Raw genomic sequence first — 19,682 nt, 5'->3', positions numbered from 1 at the left:
CGCATTGCAAATTATTGCTCGGCAACACACAATACTCGGCCCGCAATTCGTCGCGGGACCGGCGAGTCGGTTGAAATTGTTTCAGTGATGAGCGAATCGAACCGACCGTACTAGACCATTCGCCTTTTCAATTCAGGAAAACCATGCCCCCACGTCCGATGAGCACGCGAAGTCGTGCCCGTAAGCGGTCACGCGTTCGCAGCCGTACCCGTAAAAAAGATCCGATTTTCGTCGACGGCCATCGCCCTCGACCGATGTACGTTGACTACAAAGACATCGAGTTGTTGTCCAAGATGGTCAATCGCCAAGGCCGCATCATGGGTCGCCGGAAGAGCGGTTGCACTGCCGCGAGCCAGCACGCCGTTACGGCGGCTGTCAAGCGAGCCCGATTCATGGCGTTGCTGCCATTCGTTGGCGAGTAGTCGCCGCGTGAGTGATTCGATCGAAGGCGGCGGCGATTCGTCGCCCCGTTTTCAAACCCAACGCCGCGTCGAGTTTCGAGATACCGACGCGGCGGGAATCGTTCATTTTTCGGCGTTCTTTCCGATGATGGAATCGGTCGAACACGAATTTCTGCGTTCGATCGGCGTTGCGGTAATGCCGTCGCACGATGACGACCACCGTGTGACGTGGCCTCGAATTTCGGTCGCCTGTGATTTCCACGGTCCCGCTCGGTTCGAAGATGTGCTCGAACTTGACCTCCACATCGATCGAATTGGCGATAGCAGTGTCATATACCGATTCGAAATCCAGTGCCAAACTCGCCGAATCGCCACCGGCAAGATCGTCGTTGTTTGCTGTCGCTTGGCTGAAGGCGGTCGATTGACCAAAACGTCGATCCCCGATCCCATTCGATCTCGTTTACAGGGCCTCTGAATCATGCCATCGACGTTTGAAGGCTTCGGCCTGAAACTGCTCTATCCCGACAATTGGTCTTTGGTCGCACGCGCCAAGGACGAAGGCGATCAAGGCGTGACGTTTGAGCTACCCAGCGGCGGATTTGTATCGTTGGAGACGCTTCCGATCACCCGAGAAGATGAGGTGATCCTCAACGAACTCGATACGATGATCCGCGAGCAATACGAGGATGTCGAGCGAGAAAACGTCGTTTTGCCTGGGGCGGGTGATGACGAGCGAGCGATGGACTTGCGTTTTTATTACCTTGATTTGGTCATCTTGTCGCGGGTTGTGCTACTGGATGCTCCCATTTCAACGCGAGACCAAATGCCGATCGCGGGTCGGATCTTGGCTCAAATGCAAGCCGAAATCCGCGACTTCGAGGCCAACGAACTTGTCTTTGCTGCGCTTCTGAAACAGATTCGCGACACCGAATAAACAGCCCTGCAATTGTTTTTTTAGTTTCACAGCAACCATTTTTCACCTCGTCGGCTGGAACTTTTGGTTAGAGCCTCGCCTTTGCGTACGTCGATCCACTCAGAAAAATCCGCTGGAAATTCACCGCTTATATTTGACAGGGGGTGAGGTTTTGCTACCATCAGGAGAGTTTTGGCAATTCTGACGGCCGCAATGTGGCCGATAAGAAGGGCTCCCACCTAACAATTCATTGGTACTCGGACCAACTGAACGTCTGTTTCAGGCTCCTTCAGTCTCGATTGCCAGCGAATTCCCACCCACCATTTTGTTTGCAAGAAAAGTTTCCGCTGGGTAAAGCGATTGACTTGTTTTGCTAACAGAATTCTTTCACACGATCGCAAGCAGGAGATGGCAAGATGTTTTGTCAAGGAAATCCTTTGACCCAGCCGGGTATGTTTGGTCGACGAGGCTTTTTAATGGCGGGTGCCGCCGCCGGGCTCGGATTGTCGCTTCCCGATCTGTTGATGCGGCGGGCGGCTGCCGAACTGAAGCACTACGACTTCATTCAAGCCAAAGCCAAGAGCGTGATTCACATCTATCTGCCCGGTGGGATGGCGCAGCAAGAATCGTGGGATCCGAAGCCGTATAGCCCGCTCGAATACCGCGGCGAGATGGGCACGGTCAAGACCAACACCGGCGAGACGATTTGCAATTCGATGCCCGAGTTGGCCAAACGCGCCGACAAGTACTGTGTGATTCGATCGATGACCCACGGTGAGGCCGCTCATGAACGCGGCACTCACAATATGTTCACGGGCTACAAGCCGAGTCCGGCGATTCAGTATCCTTGCTTCGGTTCCGTGGTCAGTCACGAATACGGCCCACGCAATAATTTGCCAGCCTATATCTGCATTCCAAACGTTCCCAATGAGTTCGCGGGAACGGGCTATCTGCCGAGCAAGTACAGCGGATTCGCGCTCGGCTCGGATCCGGCTCGTGATGACTTTAAGGTTCGCGATTTGAACTTGGCCGGTGGCGTGGATGCCCAGCGCTTCGTCCGTCGTCGCGAGACCCTCGAGAAGATTAACCAGCGTTTTGTCTCGATGACGGCTGCCGACAACGTGTCTGCGATGAACACGTTCTATGAACGCGCTTACGATTTGCTGGACACGCCTGCGGCGAAGGAGGCGTTCGACCTGACCAAAGAAGACGCTAAGATGCGCGACCGATACGGACGCAATCAAGCGGGTGCCCGCATGCTGATGGCTCGGCGTTTGGTCGAAGCCGGCTCGCGGTTGGTCACATTGACATACGGAAGCTGGGACATGCACGCTTCGATCACCAACAGCATCAAATCGCAGATGCCTGCTCTCGATCAAGGACTGTCGGCATTACTCGACGATCTTTCCGAACGTGGCATGCTTGATGAAACGTTGGTCATGGTCAGTAGCGAGTTCGGTCGCACGCCGAAAATCAACAATGACGCCGGTCGGGATCACTGGCCGAAGGTGTTCAGCGTGATGCTCGCCGGTGGTGGAATCAAGGGCGGAATGATCCATGGTGCGTCGGACTCCACTGCTACCGAACCGGATTCCGATCCGGTGTCGCCCGCAGACTTGGCGACCACGATGTATCACTTACTCGGGATCGTGGCGGACAAGGAGTTGATGGCACCAGGTGCTCGTCCGATCGAGATTGTCGACGGCGGAAAAGTCATCAACAACATTCTCGCTTAGCGTGTTACCAAGATTTGATTTCAGGGTAGCGAAACTCGCCAAGAGTTTCGGCCCGGACTGCCAATCGTCGAAAGTCCACGTGCTATCGCCGAGGTCTAAATCCAAGGTCAAGTTTGAATGAACCACTGATGGTTTAGTGGCTTACACCTTGATTATTAATTCACCTCATTCTCGCATTACCTCGAAGGGAGATTTCTCAGTGAAGTCCCAACGAATCCAACGCCTTCTCGGTTTCTCGGTAATTTTCGTTTCGGTTTGCTTTTCCGTTGGCGATGCTCAGGCGGCCTTTCCGAAGGTGGTCTATCACCAACCGCTCGGCGTGACTCGCGGTGGCGAAGCGACGATTAAACTGGTCGGTGAGCAGCTCGGCGACGCCCGTGAAATTCTGTTCGATGTTCCCGGCGTCGAGGTGTTGGAGGTCAAGGCGATCGATGAGAAGTCGGTCGAGATCAAGGTGAAGACTCCCGCAGATTTAGATCCAGGGCAATATCCTTACCGTTTGGTGACTGATAGCGGCGTGGCCAACCTGCGTTTTCTGAGCGTTGGCACGATGCCTATTATCGACGAAGTTGAGCCGAACAACGATTTCGCCGCCCCACAATTAGTCAAGATGGACCACACCATCGAAGGCAACATCGATCGGGAAGATGTTGATTATTTTCAGGTTGATTTGAAGGCAGGCCAAAAGCTGACGGTGGAAATCGAAGGCACTCGACATCGTTCCGATTTACAAAACCGCGACACGCTCGACCCGTTCATCGCGATCCTGAATGACAAGCGGTTCGAAGTTGCCGTCAGTGATGATTCAACACTGTTCCAACAAGACGGGGTGTGTTCCTTCACGCCACAGGAAGACGGAAAGTACATCGTCCTTGTCCGTGATAGCTCTTTCGGTGGTAACCGAGACCACTGTCGCTACCGATTGCATGTCGGTTCGTTCCCGAGGCCGACGACGATCATCCCTTCCGGGGGTGTCCAAGGAGATGTTTTCAAAGCATCAGTCATTGATATCGACGGAACCGTTAGTGAAGCAACCTTGCAACTACCAACGGACTTGATCGATCCCAACTCGAGTAATGCAGAGCGAACACAACCTTGGCCCGTGGTCACAGCGAACGCCTCCGGTGTTTCGCCAACGCCCAATTACATTCGCGTCGGCAACCTTCCGATCGTCAACGAAGTCGAACCCAACGACAATTACCGCGAACCTCCCAAGTGCAGCGTTCCAGCTTTGCTTTGCGGCGTATTGCGTGAACCGAACGACTACGATTGCTTTGGCTTTGACTGCAAGAAAGGGGAATCGTTTCGAATTCAGCTATTCGCACGCGAAACGCTCCGTTCGCCGCTTGATGGTGTCGTGAACGTTTTTGGACCCGATGGAAAGACGATCAAGAGCGGGGACGACATGGGCGGGAAGCTAGATTGTTACTTCACGTTCTCCGCCGCCGTCGATGGCACGCACACGATCCGTGTGTATGACCATTTGCGAGAAGGCAGTCCATTGCACAACTACGCGATCGAGGTCACGCGGCAGAAACCCAGTTTCTCGCTCGCTCTACAAGAACTCCGTCGTGACGAAGCGGTCGTGATGCCCATCCCGGTCGGTGGCCAAAGTGCGATGGTAGTGACGGCATCGCGGGATGGTTTCAATGAAGAAATTCAATTGACACTCGATGCCTTGCCCCCTGGCGTTACCGCGACGACCTATCCGATTCCCAGCGGACGAGTGGAAATCCCGGTCGTTTTGACGGCGACGGCGGACGCGAAATACGGAGCAAGCTTGTTCGACATCGTTGGCGTTGGCAAACTTGGTGATCAAGCCGTTAACGGAGAACTGCTCCAGTATCACAAAATTTTACTGGGACAAAATCAACGTGCGATGCGAGATCACTACACCGACCGAGCTGCCGCAGCGGTCTGCGAGAAAATGCCGTTCGAAGTTGAACTCGTCCAGCCGAAAACCCCGATCCTACGTCGCGGCAGCAAAGAGTTGCTCGTTCGGATCAAGCGTGACGAAGGGTTCGATAATCCAGTGTATTTTAAGACGCTGTACAATCCTCCAGGGATCGCGGTCAACAACAGTCGCAAGATCGACAAAGGTCAAAACGAAGTTACGATCCCGATGACGGCAAACGGAAGTGCAGCCACGGGCCAATGGCCAATTATCATGCAGGTTAGCTACGGAACCAATCGCAGCACCGCGACGTTCTCGACTCAGCCGATCATGTTGGATGTCGAAGAACCGGTATTCAATTTCTCGTTCCCGCGTTCGGCCGCCGAAACGGGGCAAGAATTGCAACTGGTAATCGGCATGGAAAAGCTTCGCGATATCACAGGCGAAATCGAAGTCGAATTAGTCGGCATTCCCAACGGCGTGACGTGCCCGGAAGCGACCAAGAAGGTAACACTCGGCGATACCGCCGTCACGTTCCCGTTAGTGATCGCCGCCGATGCCAAGACAGGCACTCACAAGACGATGGTCGTCCAAACTCGAATCACGAGAGACGGCGAAACGTTCTTGCAGACCGACGGCACGGGAGAGATTCGCATCGACAAACCACTACCCAAAAAAGAAGTCACAGCGGAACCGAAGAAGGTTGAACCGAAACCCGAAACGAAAGCCGCCCCCAAACCACTGAGCCGTCTCGAACAGCTTCGTCAACAAAAGGAAGCACCATGACCCTTGTATCACGGAACCGATCTGGACTTGCCGCCGGCACGTCTTGTTTGGACTTTGAAACCTCGGAAAGCCGCTCACATCGTGCGATTGTTTGTTTCTTTTTACTAGCAACCGTCGTCTGCGCACTGGTCGTCCATTCGGCACAGGCCGCCGCTCCGAACGCGAACGTCACCAAGTCCGAGCCACAAGCTCCGGTGCAGTTTGATGTTTACCCCAAGTCGATCTCGCTCAACTCGGGTGCCGACTTCCAAACCTTCATCGCGGTTTTGCGTCGTGAAGACGGAGTGACGGTCGACGTGACCAACGAAGTCCGTTGGAATATTGATGACGAAAAATTGGCCAAGATCGACGGTAATAAGTTGCTGCCGATCGCTGACGGCAAGACGTCCTTGACCGCTCGTTTCCGCAATGCGACCGTCAAGGTCGACGTCACGGTCGCCCAAGCGACGGTTCATCCACCGATCAGCTTTGTCAAAGACGTGATGCCCGTCCTCACACGCTCGGGTTGCAATACCGGTTCCTGCCACGGGGCAGCTCAGGGTAAAGACGGATTCCGAATGAGTCTATTCGGGTTCGATCCGCAAGGAGACTACACTCGAATCACCCGCGAAATCGGTGTGCGACGAATTAATTTGGCAGTCCCGTCGGAAAGCTTGTTCCTCAAAAAAGCGGTTGGTTCGGTTCCCCACACCGGCGGCAAACTCTTTGAAGTTGATAGCGATTACTACCAAACGCTATTGACTTGGCTTCAAGCCGGAGCCAAGAACGACCCTGCTGACCAGCAACCGCCCGCCGTGACCTCCGTCGAAATTTTCCCGCCTCAAGCGGTGCTCGAAGGAGAAGCGGCGACACAACAGATGGTCGCCGTAGCGACTTATGCCGATGGGACCACTCGAGATCTGAGTCGGTTGGCTGCCTTTTCCACCAACAATGCATCCGTTGCCGAAATCAATCAAGACGGATTGGTGGTGGCGGGCCAACGCGGCGAAGCCTTTGTGATGGCTCGCTTCGACACCCACACCGTGGGCAGTCAGGTCCTCACGTTGCCTGCCGGTTTGCAATACACGCCACCGGCATCCGAGCCGAGCAACTACGTCGACGAACTGGTTGATAAAAAGCTGCAGCAATTGCGGATTCTGCCCAGTGGTCCATGCACCGATCATGAGTTCGTTCGTCGAGCGACGGTCGATATCACTGGTTTGCTACCGACCGAAGAAGAGGTCAATCGGTTTGTGAATGATCCGGCCGCTGACAAACGTGCCGCGCTGATCGATCAACTGCTCGAACGAAAAGAGTTCAGCGAGATCTGGGCGATGAAGTTCGCTCAACTGTTGATGATCAAAACGACCAACCAAGTCTTCAAAAAGTCAGCACTATTGTACTCGGGATGGTTGACCGACCAATTCGCACGCAACGTTCCGATCAGTGAAATGGTCGAGGAACTGTTGACCAGCACCGGCGGTACGTTCACGCAACCGCAAACGAACTTCTATGAGATCGAACAAGAGACGCTCAAGACATCCGAGAATGTCGCGCAACTCTTCATGGGAATTCGGACGCAGTGCGCCCAATGCCACAACCATCCGTTTGACCGATGGACGATGGATGATTACTACGGGTTTACCGCGTTCTTTGCCCAAATCGGACGCAAGCAAGCCGAAGACTATCGCGAACGAATCGTCTACAACCGCGCCTCCGGCGAAACAAAGCATCCGGTGACGAACCAAAACGTCGCGCCGAAGTTTCTTGGCGGCGAAGTACCCGATACCAGCGGAAAAGATCGTCGCGAAGTGTTGGCGAAGTGGCTCGTATCGCCCGAGAACCCTTATTTCGCAACCAGCGTTGCGAACCGAGTTTGGGCGCACTACATGGGCATGGGGATCGTCGATCAAGTCGATGATTTCCGGGTCAGCAACCCGCCGTCCAACCCGGAATTGTTGAACATGCTCGGCGACAAATTGGTCGAGTACAACTACGACTTCCGGAAACTGGTTCGTGATATCTGCACCAGTCGTGCGTACTCGCGTAGCAGCCAAACGAACGAATCCAATGCGCACGATACTCGCAACTTTGCCCACGCCGTGATCCGGCGGATTCCGGCGGAAAGTCTTCTCGATTGTATCTGCCAAGTCACCGAGTCGCCGGACAAGTTCAGTGGTTTGCCGCTGGGAAGCCGCGCGGTCCAGATCGGTGATGGATCCGTTTCGAATTACTTCCTCGACACATTCGGGCGGTCGCCTCGCGTGACCGTGTGCGACTGCGAAGCCTCTACGGAACCTTCGTTGTCTCAAGCATTGCATCTGCTCAACGGCGAGACCGTGCACAATAAGATCGTCAGCAGCCGGGTTATCAAAAAATGGCTTGAAGAAGAAAAGTTAGCGCCAGGCCAAGCCATCGATCGTATTTACGTGCGATGCCTCGCCCGCAGCCCGGACGCCAGTGAACGCGAGGCGGCCGAGGGAATGCTCGCCGTCGAGGGTGCGAAGCCACAAGAGGTTCTTGAGGACCTTTTATGGGCGGTGCTCAATGGTCGCGAGTTTGTTTTCAATCATTGATCGACTTTCAATGTCAATCCTTCCCACGATGTACTTTACAATGAATCGGACGATGAAAATTCGCATCCATGGCAACGCGATCCGACACGTACTGCTAGCTGCCGGCGTTTTGACGACGCTCACACCCGCTTGGGCGGAAGCCGAAAAATCGCCTGAGGCAGCCGTCAAGATCACGTACGAAGACCATGTCAAACCGATCTTCCGCGAACACTGCCTGACCTGCCACAATCAAGGTGATAAACGCGGCGGTCTCGCATTGGACTCCTACGGAGTATTGATGGAAGGCGGCGGTAGCGGCGAGGTTGTTTACGACGACGGCGATGCCGACGCGAGCCGCCTATGGCAACTCGTCAACCACGACGACACCCCGGTCATGCCGCCGAACCAACCTAAGATCCCCGCGAAACAACTGGAAGTGCTTCGAGCTTGGATCGAAGGTGGCATCTTAGAAAACTCCGGATCAAAAGCCAAAGAAAAGAAGAAGAACGCCTTGGCAATGGCAACGCCTTCGACCGGCAAACCCGAAGGGCCGCCGCCGATGCCCAAGTCGTTGCCGCAATCGGTACCCGTGGTCACTCCCCGAGCCGCCGCAATTACAGCGATCGGCACGAGCCCATGGGCCCCACTCGTCGCGGTGGCCGGCCAAAAGCAGATCGTCCTCTATCACACCGAAACCGGTGAACTATTAGGGATCCTTCCATTCGACGAAGGCATTCCGCAATCGCTGCGATTTAGCAAGGACGGGCGTTACCTCGTTGCCGGCGGTGGTGAACATAGCGTTCACGGAATTGCAGCGGTCTACAACATCGAGACCGGCGAAAGAATGGCGTCCGTGGGAGATGAGCTGGACACCGTTTTCGACGCCGATTGCAATGATACGATGAGCCGCATCGCACTCGGTGGGCCGCAAAAGATGCTGAGAATCTTTGATGCAACCGATGGCACGCTGCTGTTTGATCTGAAGAAACATACCGATTGGATTTATGGCGTTGCCTTCAGCCCAGACGGTGTGCTCGTGGCGTCGTCGGATCGTAGCGGCGGCTTGTGTGTTTGGGAGGCCGATACCGGCCGATTGTATTTGGACTTGACCGATCACAAGGGTGCGGTGAATTCCGTTTCATGGCGAGATGACTCGAACGTTTTGGCCAGTGCGAGTAGCGACGGTACCGTCAAACTGTGGGATATGGTTTCGGGCAAAGCGATCAAGTCAATTAGTGTCAATGGCGGCGCCGTCATGTCAGTCCGTTTTGATCACAAAGGACAATTAGTCACCGCGACGAGCGACCGTAAGGTTCGTTTGTTTGATGCAAACGGAACTCAAATCAAAGAGTTCCCGCCGATGAAAGAGGCCGCGTTGGAAGCCGCGATCTCCCACGATTCTCAACACGTCGTCTACGGCGATTGGAGTGGAGAGGTCAACTTGACACCGGTGGCCGATCCGTCCAAAGCCATGGCGATCGCGGCCAATCCGCCGCCCGCGCAGGAACGACTCAAGCATGTCGAACAGACTCTCGCGGGCATCCGTGAACAGCTCGCGCCATTGATCCAAAAACAAGCCGAGGCTCAAGCGAATCTCGATGCAGCCAAAAAAGCATCCGCTGATGCGGAAACCCAATTGAACCAGTATCGAGGCGAAGTCACCGCGACACAGCAAAAGGTCACCGACACCGTCGCTGCATCGAAACAAAAACAAGATTCGATCCCCAAGTTGGTCACCGAATCACGTGATCAGCACGACGCCATCATCGCCGCTCGACTTGCCCTAGGTGATGCAACCGACCCGGCAAAGTCCGAATCGATTGCCGCTGCCGAAACGAAACTGGCAGGGACTTTGACCACGTTGGCTCAGTCGCGAAGGGCGATTACGGAGTCCGCGAAACAGGTAGCCGAATTCCAGAAGCAGGTGGTCGACTTGCAAAATAAGGTGAAAACGGCCGAGGCGAGCGTGAACGATCTCAAACTGAAAGTTGATGCCGCAGACAAAGCCTTCCAAGCCGCTAAAGCAGCCCACGATGCAGTCGCCGGACAGTTAAGTGAACAGGAACGCAAGAAACAAGAATTGGTCTCCGCAGTCAATTCCTAGGAGAGTTTCAGGGCCAAAGACCGCCCGTTTACCTAGTGCTTCGTCAAAGTTTAAAATTAGGGTTAGTGAAGTGAGCCGACGGCGCTAGCGGCGTGTTGATTTAATCGTAACCCGAAGCGTTAGCGAGGGATTCATCACCATTAAGTCCTTCGTATGCACCCCTCGCTCACGCTTCGGGTTTCGATGAGGACTAAATCAACAGCCCGCTAGCCGCGGGCATTGCTCGACGCCCGACGCTAGCGGCGTGTTGATTTAATCGTAACCCGAAGCGTGAGCGAGGGATTCATCGCCATTAAGTCCTTCGTATGCATCCCTCGCTCACGCTTCGGGTTACGATCCAAACTAAATCAACAGCCCGCTAGCGCGTTCAGCTCACCCTAAAATTAAATATTGTCGAAGCACTAGTCCGAAAGGCTGGATGGACTTCCGGTTACCCTTCGCTGATCGAATCGAGCAACTGGTCACGTTCCCAGTCGTCGTTCCGTGTTCTTTTGAATAACGGCCAATAGTGCCTCACGAAGCTCGTGTTGGTACTCGTTCGATAGAATCGGTTCGTTGTTCGAATCGACGATATAAAAGACGTCCGCAATTTGATCCAAGTGCGTGTCGATTTTTGCGAACTGGATCGACACGCCATGCTGAAACAGAACCGAAGCGACTTCGGACAACAGCCCAGGACAATCATAGGTGAACAGCGACAGAATCGTCTGATGATCAAACGTGTCGTTATCAAAGATGATTTTGGTTGGTAAGAGATTCACGCTGGCGGGTTCGCAATTGCCCTTGGTCTTCCAAACGCGTCGCGGAACAGGCAAAGGGGCATCGGGGTCGTTGATCGCTTTGCGGATAACCGTACAGACTTTCTCGATTCGATCGGCAGGCGGCCGATCGACAAAATCCGGATCGCTGACCCAGAATGCGTCCCACAGGAGGTCTTCGCCGACCGTTTCGATATTAGCTCTAAAGATAGTCAATCCGCAGGCATACAACGCGCCGGTAATTCTTGCGAAGGTTCCGATCCGCTTTTCGCCTTGCCGAACGACCACGTTGTAGCGGATCGCTTCGCCTTCCGGTTCGACGGTTCCCGCGCAGTAGCACCCCTGCTCGTTCTCGAGCCAGCGACCGACTTCACATAGTTCAATGGCGATCTCATCGCTGCCGCGGTGACGCAACAATGACAGCGGCAACTCATCAACCAATTCGGTGACCGAGTCGTTCCCGCCTTTCTTTCGAATCAGTGATACGATTTCTTGACGATGTTGATCGAGTTCAGGATCGTTTTCGCCAGGCAGGTTTCCGGTATCAAAGAACCTTCGCGTCCGCAGATAGAGGTCTTCGATCAACTTCATCTTCCAGTCCGTCAACACATCAGGACCGACAGCAATCAAGTCGGCCACGGTGTGAACGAGTAGTAATTCCAAACGCCCTACCGAACCGACCTCGGCCGCAAAATCATGAACGACGTCGTTGTCATTGAGATCATGCCGAAAGGCGACTTCATTGATGAGCAGATGTTTGTGAATGAGCCACTGCAACGTTTCTTTCTGCGAAGGATCGAACTCGAAAGCATCGGCGACCTCACCGGCGATCCGTCGACCGACTTCGGAATGATCCTCTTCGTATCCTTTTCCAAGATCATGAATCAAGAGAGCCAAATGGAGCAGAGTCTTGTCTTTCATTCGACGGTAACGGCGCCCCATCGCACTGTCTTCGTCTTCGAGTTCGGTCGCCGCTTCGACCGCACGGATGCAATGCGCATCAACGGTGTATTTGTGGTAGGCGTTGAATTGCAACAGTCCACGACACCGTCGCATCGCGGGAATCAATTGCTCAATGATTCTCAGTTCATGCAACCGACGAAGCAGCGATGCCAATCTTCCTGGACGGCTCAACAGCGCAAGGAAGGCATTAACGCTACGAGGATCGAGCGACTTCACGCGGCGTTCGGACATCGCTTCGCGGATCGCTTGCCACGTCGGGTGAGCGATCCGCCGACGGTGCTCATTGGCGACCTGCATTAAACGCAACACGTCCGGCAGGTTGCTCGCAAACTGTTCAAGTTTGGATCCGTTGACCCAAATGTGAGTCGGTCCCATCCGGATCGCGTCATCGATACGGCGTGACAAAACGCGTTCGGCGAGCATCGCCATCTTGGACCTTGCCCGGTGTTCATCGTCAAAGAACGCCGACACATAGCGTACGCCACGCGTGTGCTCAAAATAGTCCTGCATGAACGCTTCGACGGGCAACACGCCGATTTTTCCGTGATACCCCCAAGCTTTTGCGATTTCCATTTGGGTCGGGCGGTCGAGGACGTCTTGGGCTCGACCGGTGCGGAAGTGCAGTTCGTGCCGCAATCGCAACATGAACGCGTGAGCGCGACGGAGCGTTTCAAGGTCTTCGTTGGAAAGAGCCCCGAGGCTGTGAAGTCGAGATAAATCGGTCGTTCCGTGGGTGGCATACCCCAACCAGCGGACCAATTGAATGTCACGAAGACCGCCACGAGATCGCTTGACGTTGGGGCGAAGCAGGTAGATCGTCTCGCCCCATTTGCGACGCTCCTCGCGACGTACTTGAATGGCCTTCCGATTGAGCGATTTCCAACGCCGTTTGGCACCGGTTCGAAACGCTTCCTGAAAACGCTCGAACGTGGACTCATCGCCCGCTAAGAACCGCGATTCGGTCAGCGATGTGTAGATCTTCGGGTCCGTCCACGCGAGCGCGCAGGCTTCGGGAGGCGTGCGGACGGAAAAGCCGACGTCCATGTTCGCATCGGTTAAATCGCGAACCAACGTCCCGGCAACCGGAGCGGCGCCCGAGGCGACGACGCGCGGCGTCAGCAGCATCAAATCGGCATCGCTAAAGGGCGACAAGTCACGGCGACCGTAGCCACTGTGAGCGACCAGAGCGAGTCGTCCCGCATGAGTCGGCTTGACACCGTTGGCGATCGCCTGGGCGATCGAATTCGCAAACACATCCGTCACGACTTGATCGTAGAGATCCGTCAGTGCATTGGCGGTCTGGACACTTGGCAGACCGCCTCGAAAGCGGGCTTCGATCCGCGATCGCCCCTCGCTGAGCTGATCGCGATAACGCAGCGCCGACGATGCCAGCGAATTCGTGCGTGCCAAGGGAATGCTAATGGGAAATCGACAGAGACGTCTGGCTACAGAGCCTCTTCGCCCCGTTCGCCGGTTCGGATGCGGACGGAATCTTCCAAATTGGTTACAAAGATCTTGCCGTCACCGATTTGTCCGGTTTGAGCGGTTTGCAAGATCGTGTCGATGACCGTTTGCAGATTCTCGCTGGTGCAAACGACTTCGATTTTGACCTTCGGCACAAAATCGATCGCGTATTCGGTCCCTCGGTAGATTTCCGTATGGCCTTTTTGACGGCCGAACCCACGGACTTCACTGACCGTCATCCCGTGAATCCCTTGCTCGGTCAACGCGTTTTTCACGTCTTCGAGCTTAAAATGGCGAACAATGGCTTCGACTTTTTTCACGGCGTGCGGCTCCGGAAGGAAAAACGAGAGTGAGGGGACACAGGGACCAGGATTTCTACGACAAGCTTTATTCTACACTTGCGACCGCATCTCACCAGATGGGCAATTGCGGTTCAGGGCTTTTCCCAAGGTTGGTCCGGACGGCCGAGCAAACGGTTGACATCGCGAGAGACGACGAACAACCAATCGCTCAGGCGATTCAAATACACGATAACGCCATCGCTGATCGGTGTTTCGGACTCGACCGCATCGGCGAGTGTGATCACACGTCGCTCGGCCCGGCGACAAACGGCCCGTGCCAAATGCACATACGACGCGACCGCCGAACCACCTGGCAGAATGAATTGCTTCAACGGAGGCAGTCGCCCTTCGGATTCGTCGATCCATGCCTCAAGCCGATCAATGTGGGGCTTGCCAATGACGCGTAAATTGAACTCGTCCGGATGCGGAGACGCCAATTCCGCCCCGATCGAGAACAGTTCGTGCTGAATCCGCACGATCTTCGCATCCAAATCCGACAGCGAGCCCTTTTCACCATTTCGCATCTGACCATCGCCCGCGTTGTCATCGCTCGCGGTGTCATCGACCTTGGTGTCATCGATCGCGGCACGAACACAGCCTAAAACCGCGTTGAGTTCGTCGACGGTTCCGTAGGCTTCGATACGTGAATCATCTTTGGCCACGCGAGGACCACCGAACAATCCGGTGGTGCCGCTATCGCCGGTACGAGTGTAAATTTTCATGAGGTCGATTGGGTTGCTGAAGGCTCCCGGCGTTTCGAGTTCATCCTCACTGTCCGAAGGAATCAAGCCTTGAAGAAAGAAAGAACGAATCCGGTCCGAGCAGCGGGTGTGTTGCTGATGACGGAAACATTACCGCAGAAGTTTCTACTGATGCGTCACAAAGACCGCTGGGATCTGCCCAAAGGACATTGCGACGGAAATGAAACTTACCTGGAAACGGCTCACCGCGAAATGGAAGAGGAAACCGGGATCCCCGCATCAACTTGCCGATTCGAAGCCGACTTTCAGTTTGATATCCAATACGAAGTAACCTACAAGAAATCGCCGGGACAAGTGTTCCAAAAAAAGATTCGATATTTTTTGGCGTGGATTCCTAACGAAGTCAAAATCGAGGTCACCGAGCATGAAGGATATCAATGGACACCATGGCAACCGCCACATCAAATCCAAATCCAAACGATCGATCCCTTGCTCGCCTCAGTGGAGGCGTTCTTGAAAGACCGTCCGAATGACGCGCATGACCGGACGCCCATTTAACAAAAAAAGCACGAGGACGAACCGTCCGCGTGCTTCATTCGTTTGTTGAGATTGAACTCAATACCGAAGGTGGGACTCGAACCCACACGAGTGTTACCTCACCGGATTTTGAATCCGGCGCGTCTGCCAATTCCGCCACTTCGGCTGCTGATTTCGTCGCAATCGTTTTTCCGATCGCGAAGCGGGAATTCTAGTCAAACGATATTTCGGCCACAAGTGGTTTGCGGGAATCGGTTAAACTGCGCGCTCGATCCGTGACGCGGATCGTTTTGTCGAACCCATTTTAAGAGGATGCGATGTCGGAACAACGCGCCGGGACCGGGCCACTGGATACTACGATCGGTGTGATCACCCCCGAAAACATTGCGTTCGAGTATCAACTCGCCGGTCCGTTTCGACGTCTGCCGGCGTACTTGATCGACGTCTTGGTGCGGTACTCGATCATTTTCGCTTTGGCGATTTCGTTGATGTTCGTCGTCGGAATGATCGATTGGGACACGCTCGGAGCGTTCGCGATCGGATTCGGGTTGGTCAGCTATTTTCTGATCAGTTGGTTTTATGGCGCGGCGATGGAGACGTATTTCAACGGCCGCACGGTCGGCAAGTGGAGCTGCGGAATCCGGGTCATCGATGTCGACGGATGTCCGATCACCGGGCGTCGCGCGGTGATCCGGAATCTGCTAAGAATTGCGGACTTGGCACCGTTGGCGGCGCTGAGTTCGTTCGGCGAAGACGTCCCGCCGGTGTTTTTTATACCGACGGGGATGATCGGCTTGGTATGCGTGATCTGCACCCGCCGGATGCAACGATTGGGGGACATCGCGGCGGGCACGATGGTCATCATTGATGAAAAGACGTGGCGATTGCCGACGGCGAAAATCGACGACCCGAGGGTGGCTCCGCTGTCGACGTTCATTCCCGGCGACTACGCGGTCTCGCGCAGCATGGCCCGGACGCTCGCAATTTATGTCGAGCGGCGTCACTATTTGACTCCGGCCCGGCGTGCCGAGATTGCCCGTCACCTCACGATTCCCTTGCTCGATCGTTTCAACTTCGATCCCAAAGTCGACGCGGATTTATTGATGGTGGCGCTTTATTATCGGACGTTTTTGGTCGACGCTTCGGCCGAGCCCGCCGATCTGGGGCCGTTGGCCGGATACAGTCCGTTGCGAAAGGCGATGCCTTTGTAACGATGCCTTCATGAAGAGGCTTCGCAACAAGCCGGGTCCGTTGCCGAAACATGCTCTGCGGACTAACATCTTGCGTTTTCAACCGAGCCAAATCTCCCTCGACGTTGCCGTGTCCGATCCCGCGTCTGAATCTTTGCCCGAATCACCACTCGAACCCTTGACGCGTTTAATGGCGACGTTGACCCATCGTGCGGCGACCCGCCCGCCGGGTTCCTACACAACCAAATTGCTCGATGGCGGTGCGGAGAAGATCGGTGGCAAGATCCGCGAGGAAGCCGAAGAGCTAATCGAAGCGGTCGGCGAGGACGGTGAAGAGGGGCGGCAACACGCCATCTATGAAGCCGGTGACTTGATCTATCACACGTTAGTCATGTTGGCCTATCGCGGCATCACCTTGGACGAAGTCGCTGCGGAACTCGCACGTCGCGAAGGGGTCTCCGGATTGGCCGAGAAGGCTGCTCGGAAGAATTGAAACCACTCGCTGAACCTTGCCTTGATAAAGGGATACCGAATTGCTTTCTGAAACTCACCTGAGGTTGGGCATCCCCAGCAAAGGCCGACTGAGTGAATTGGCCACCGAATTGTTGACCCAAGCGGGTTTGCGGTTTCGCCGTCAAGACCGAGGACTGTTCGCCCGCGTCAGCGGTCTGGCGATCGATTTAATCTACTTGCGGACCGATGACATCCCGACGTTATGCGCCGAAGGTGCGATCGACATGGGCATCACCGGCAGCGACTTGGTCGAAGAAGCCGGGGCCGGCGTCTTGGAACGGATGAAGTTCGGCGTCGGCGCGTGCCGCCTAGCGTTTTGTGTTCCCGACGATGCACCAATTCAGTCCGCGGCCGAACTCGACGGCAAGCGGATCGCGACCAGTTTTCCTCACGTCACGCGGCGATACTTATCCAAACGCGACGCGGCCGCGCATCTGGTGTCGCTCGCCGGTAGCGTCGAAGCGATGATCCAACTCGGGGTTGCCGACGCGATCGTCGACCTCGTCGAGACGGGCAGCACGCTCGCCGCAAACCGATTGCGAATCTTGGAAGAGATCGGCCAGTACGAAACCGTGCTGATTCAAAATCATCAACCGCGTTTGCCCGCGATCGCTGATCGATTGGTCGAACGTTTGCAAGGCGTGGTGATCGCCCGAGACTATTCGTTGTTGGAGTACAACATCGCCCGCACGCAACTCGAAGCGGCTGAAAAGATCACTCCGGGATTCAATTCGCCGACCATCAATTCACTCGAAGACCCCGCCATGTGCAGTGTTCAAGTGATGGTCAAGCGAAAGGATGTCGTCGAGGTGATGGATCAACTCAAAGCCGTCGGGGCGACGGCCATCTTTGAGATGACGCTCAACAATTGCCGGCTGTGATTACCACAAGTATTCCAAACCGACCGTGAAGCCTTGCAACACGGCACTGTTGAAGACCACCGGAGCAGCAGCCGGGTCCGTGAGCGGGTTTCCGTCGACCGCACCGACAATGGCGTTGCGTGGCAACGTGTTGCCGAGCACATCGTCGATCGCCATCAGATGATACGATGACCGGAAGGTCCACTCGTGGGAGAATCGATAGAGCAACGTCGTTTGCAGGTCGCCCATGACGGTACCCTTGTTGTCACTATCACGTCGTGACGCCGTTCCCGCGACTGCCCCAGGACCGGCCGAGTTGGCCGCGATGGTGTAGTTGCGTTCCCAGTCGTTCTGCATCCACGCACCTTTCATCTCAACACCAAACTGAATGCCGGGGACGACATTCCACCAGAAGTCGCAACCAAGCTGAGCACCGAAGTAATCGTTCTTGGTTTGGGTTAATGAATTGAAGAACCGAAGTTCGTTGCCAAGATCGCCGCCTAGTGTTCCGGTAATGCCAGCACCGTCGTTGAATGAACCTACAGTCGAATATCCGAGATCGTTGTCGAAGCGAAGGTATCGCATCCCGACGAGCCATGAGCCTTGAAACTTGCAATACGGCCCAACGAGGCGTCGGCGATAGTTGAGTTCGCCGCTGTGGAATCGAGATTCCGCACTGAGCGATTGGCTGAGTGAGCGATCGGTATCGTCGTAGCCACCGGCCGGTGTGATTCCGAATGCGCTAATGTATGAAAACAAGTTGCCTTCGCCCGCGAGATTGACATCTCCGATCGCCCGTGCGCTGTCACTCCATTCGTGACCGCCCATATACGTGACTTCCAGATTGCCGCCCACGCCCATGATGACGGCCAACGATAGCCGCACGCCTGAAGCCAGGTCCGAACTGTCGACGTCACTTAAACGCAAGACCGGATCACCACCCACACCGCGAGTCGCGAAGACCTGACCTCCTTGGCTGAAGTTCGATGTCAGCCCCATGTACTCGGCCGAAACATCATACCATCGCTGCGCACACCGTCCCGCTTCGGTATAGGGTGACAAGCATTCGGCCAGCCCGGCCATGCCGCCGCCGATCGATCCCATCAGGATCCCGAAATCGCTATCCATGCACTTACCGCTAACCATATCACCCAGTGCGCCGCCGTAGCCGATGCAATCGTTCTGCAACGCTCGTTCCGCACACGACGCACATCCTGCCCCTTGGCATTGACGACAATCGCCCTTGAAGGCCGACAATAAACCTCGAAAGCGACGACGCGGAGGACACGCTCCGCCATCGCACGCACACTCCATGTATTCGACTCCACAAGCGGGATCGCCGCACGAGCCGTCGCATCCAACACCCTGATGGAAACCGACCGGCATCACGCCATAGGGAGCCTGCATCGCGGATTGGTAAGCGGCCGGTCCATAAGGAGCCTGCAGTCCCGTCGAAACGACCGGAGATTGCCCAGGTCCATATCCGGGAATCGGCCCAGAAGGGAATGATGTGGGGATCGAACTGGCACCCGGCATCGAACCGCCCGGCTGCATTGCGGATTGGTTTTGGTACATCGGCCCTTGCATTCCGGGGCGTCCCATGATCGGTCCGTTGGGTCCCATTCCGGGCATTCCCATCGCCATCATGCTGGCGGGGCTCCCCATGGGAGCGGGGCCGCCCATCATCGGCATGCCCATCATGGGGCCGCTGATCGTTGGTTGGCTGGCGAAATTCATGCCGCCCGCTGAACTAACGCCGGACGCCGTGGCCCAGGCCGTCGGGTTCACACCTGGCGGCAATTGAAAGCCGCTTGCGGCGTAGTCGATCGAATCGGCCGGCGACGGAGGCCCCGCTTGAACAGCCGAATCGGCCGTCGTGAGGGTCGCTACGAACGCCAAGCAGGCTGCCATCCAAGGCCGGGCATCACGCCATCGGGCCTGGTCGGAGAGGTTCGAGTTCGAGTGAGGTCGAGTTTTCATCCCAGTT

General features: G+C 55.5%; 15 protein-coding genes and 1 tRNA gene. 11 read left to right on the top strand and 5 right to left on the bottom strand.

Annotated elements, in window-relative coordinates; genetic code table 11:
* Nucleotides 1-143 precede the first annotated feature (143 nt).
* The 7 genes from rpsR (at nt 144) to Pla100_RS13790 (ending at nt 10,368) form a co-directional block, all read left to right on the top strand.
* Nucleotides 144-422, top strand: a complete 279-nt coding sequence (gene rpsR / locus Pla100_RS31600; protein ID WP_231603040.1) for a 30S ribosomal protein S18 — start codon at nt 144-146, stop codon at nt 420-422.
* A 7-nt stretch (nt 423-429) separates the two neighbouring features.
* Nucleotides 430-876 (top strand): acyl-CoA thioesterase, encoded by a 447-nt coding sequence (locus Pla100_RS13815; protein WP_231603039.1) that lies wholly within the window; start codon nt 430-432, stop codon nt 874-876.
* 3 nt (nt 877-879) lie between these two features.
* Nucleotides 880-1,335, top strand: a complete 456-nt coding sequence (locus Pla100_RS13810) for a hypothetical protein (RefSeq protein ID WP_146578293.1) — start codon at nt 880-882, stop codon at nt 1,333-1,335.
* Nucleotides 1,336-1,730: 395 nt separating this feature from the next.
* Nucleotides 1,731-3,050, top strand: a complete 1,320-nt coding sequence (locus Pla100_RS13805) for a DUF1501 domain-containing protein (RefSeq protein ID WP_146578292.1) — start codon at nt 1,731-1,733, stop codon at nt 3,048-3,050.
* 199 nt (nt 3,051-3,249) lie between these two features.
* Nucleotides 3,250-5,730 carry a PPC domain-containing protein gene (locus Pla100_RS13800; protein ID WP_197167929.1) on the top strand — a complete coding sequence of 827 codons (2,481 nt, stop codon included), beginning with the start codon at nt 3,250-3,252 and terminating at the stop codon, nt 5,728-5,730.
* Complete coding sequence (locus Pla100_RS13795; protein ID WP_146578291.1) at nt 5,727-8,285, top strand: DUF1549 domain-containing protein; 2,559 nt, start codon at nt 5,727-5,729, stop codon at nt 8,283-8,285. The genes Pla100_RS13800 and Pla100_RS13795 overlap by 4 nt, the downstream gene beginning before the upstream one ends.
* Before the next feature lie 52 nt (nt 8,286-8,337).
* Nucleotides 8,338-10,368, top strand: coding sequence for a c-type cytochrome domain-containing protein (locus tag Pla100_RS13790; protein ID WP_231603038.1), 2,031 nt, complete (start codon nt 8,338-8,340; stop codon nt 10,366-10,368).
* Between the two features lie 461 nt (nt 10,369-10,829).
* Here the strand turns inward: Pla100_RS13790 and glnD are convergent, their stop codons facing one another.
* The 3 genes from glnD to Pla100_RS13775 all read right to left on the bottom strand — a co-directional run bounded on the left by glnD (nt 10,830) and on the right by Pla100_RS13775 (nt 14,616).
* On the bottom strand, nt 10,830-13,499 hold the full coding sequence (gene glnD, locus Pla100_RS13785) for a [protein-PII] uridylyltransferase (protein ID WP_146578290.1): 2,670 nt from the start codon (nt 13,497-13,499) through the stop codon (nt 10,830-10,832).
* 35 nt (nt 13,500-13,534) lie between these two features.
* Nucleotides 13,535-13,873, bottom strand: coding sequence for a P-II family nitrogen regulator (locus Pla100_RS13780; protein WP_146578289.1), 339 nt, complete (start codon nt 13,871-13,873; stop codon nt 13,535-13,537).
* A gap of 113 nt (nt 13,874-13,986) precedes the next feature.
* Nucleotides 13,987-14,616: a cob(I)yrinic acid a,c-diamide adenosyltransferase gene (locus Pla100_RS13775; protein ID WP_146578288.1), complete on the bottom strand. Its 630-nt coding sequence runs from the start codon at nt 14,614-14,616 to the stop codon at nt 13,987-13,989.
* Between the two features lie 69 nt (nt 14,617-14,685).
* Between Pla100_RS13775 and Pla100_RS13770 the strand changes: the two genes are divergently transcribed.
* Nucleotides 14,686-15,153, top strand: coding sequence for a bis(5'-nucleosyl)-tetraphosphatase (locus tag Pla100_RS13770; RefSeq protein ID WP_261344795.1), 468 nt, complete (start codon nt 14,686-14,688; stop codon nt 15,151-15,153).
* A gap of 61 nt (nt 15,154-15,214) precedes the next feature.
* Here Pla100_RS13770 and Pla100_RS13765 read toward each other — a convergent pair.
* Nucleotides 15,215-15,298, bottom strand: a tRNA-Leu gene (locus tag Pla100_RS13765).
* A gap of 151 nt (nt 15,299-15,449) precedes the next feature.
* On the opposite strand from Pla100_RS13765, the gene Pla100_RS13760 reads away from it, so the two are divergent.
* From Pla100_RS13760 to hisG, 3 genes are read left to right on the top strand one after another with little or no spacing between them, the layout of a single operon-like run.
* The gene (locus Pla100_RS13760) at nt 15,450-16,343 is read left to right on the top strand and encodes an RDD family protein (protein ID WP_146578287.1); all 894 of its coding nucleotides are present in this window, start codon (nt 15,450-15,452) and stop codon (nt 16,341-16,343) included.
* A gap of 10 nt (nt 16,344-16,353) precedes the next feature.
* Nucleotides 16,354-16,815, top strand: a complete 462-nt coding sequence (gene hisE, locus Pla100_RS13755) for a phosphoribosyl-ATP diphosphatase (protein WP_146578286.1) — start codon at nt 16,354-16,356, stop codon at nt 16,813-16,815.
* Nucleotides 16,816-16,855: 40 nt separating this feature from the next.
* Nucleotides 16,856-17,716, top strand: a complete 861-nt coding sequence (hisG, locus tag Pla100_RS13750) for an ATP phosphoribosyltransferase (protein ID WP_146578285.1) — start codon at nt 16,856-16,858, stop codon at nt 17,714-17,716.
* On the opposite strand, the gene Pla100_RS13745 is transcribed toward hisG, so the two are convergent.
* The gene (locus Pla100_RS13745; protein ID WP_197167928.1) at nt 17,717-19,675 is read right to left on the bottom strand and encodes a BBP7 family outer membrane beta-barrel protein; all 1,959 of its coding nucleotides are present in this window, start codon (nt 19,673-19,675) and stop codon (nt 17,717-17,719) included. It lies immediately after the preceding gene.
* Nucleotides 19,676-19,682: the final 7 nt, after the last annotated feature.

Source organism: Neorhodopirellula pilleata (genome assembly GCF_007859915.1).
In the GTDB taxonomy this organism is placed as follows: Bacteria; Planctomycetota; Planctomycetia; order Pirellulales; family Pirellulaceae; genus Rhodopirellula; species Rhodopirellula pilleata.
The sequence above is the reverse complement of the archived record's forward strand: the minus strand, read 5'-3'. Positions and strand labels throughout refer to the sequence as shown.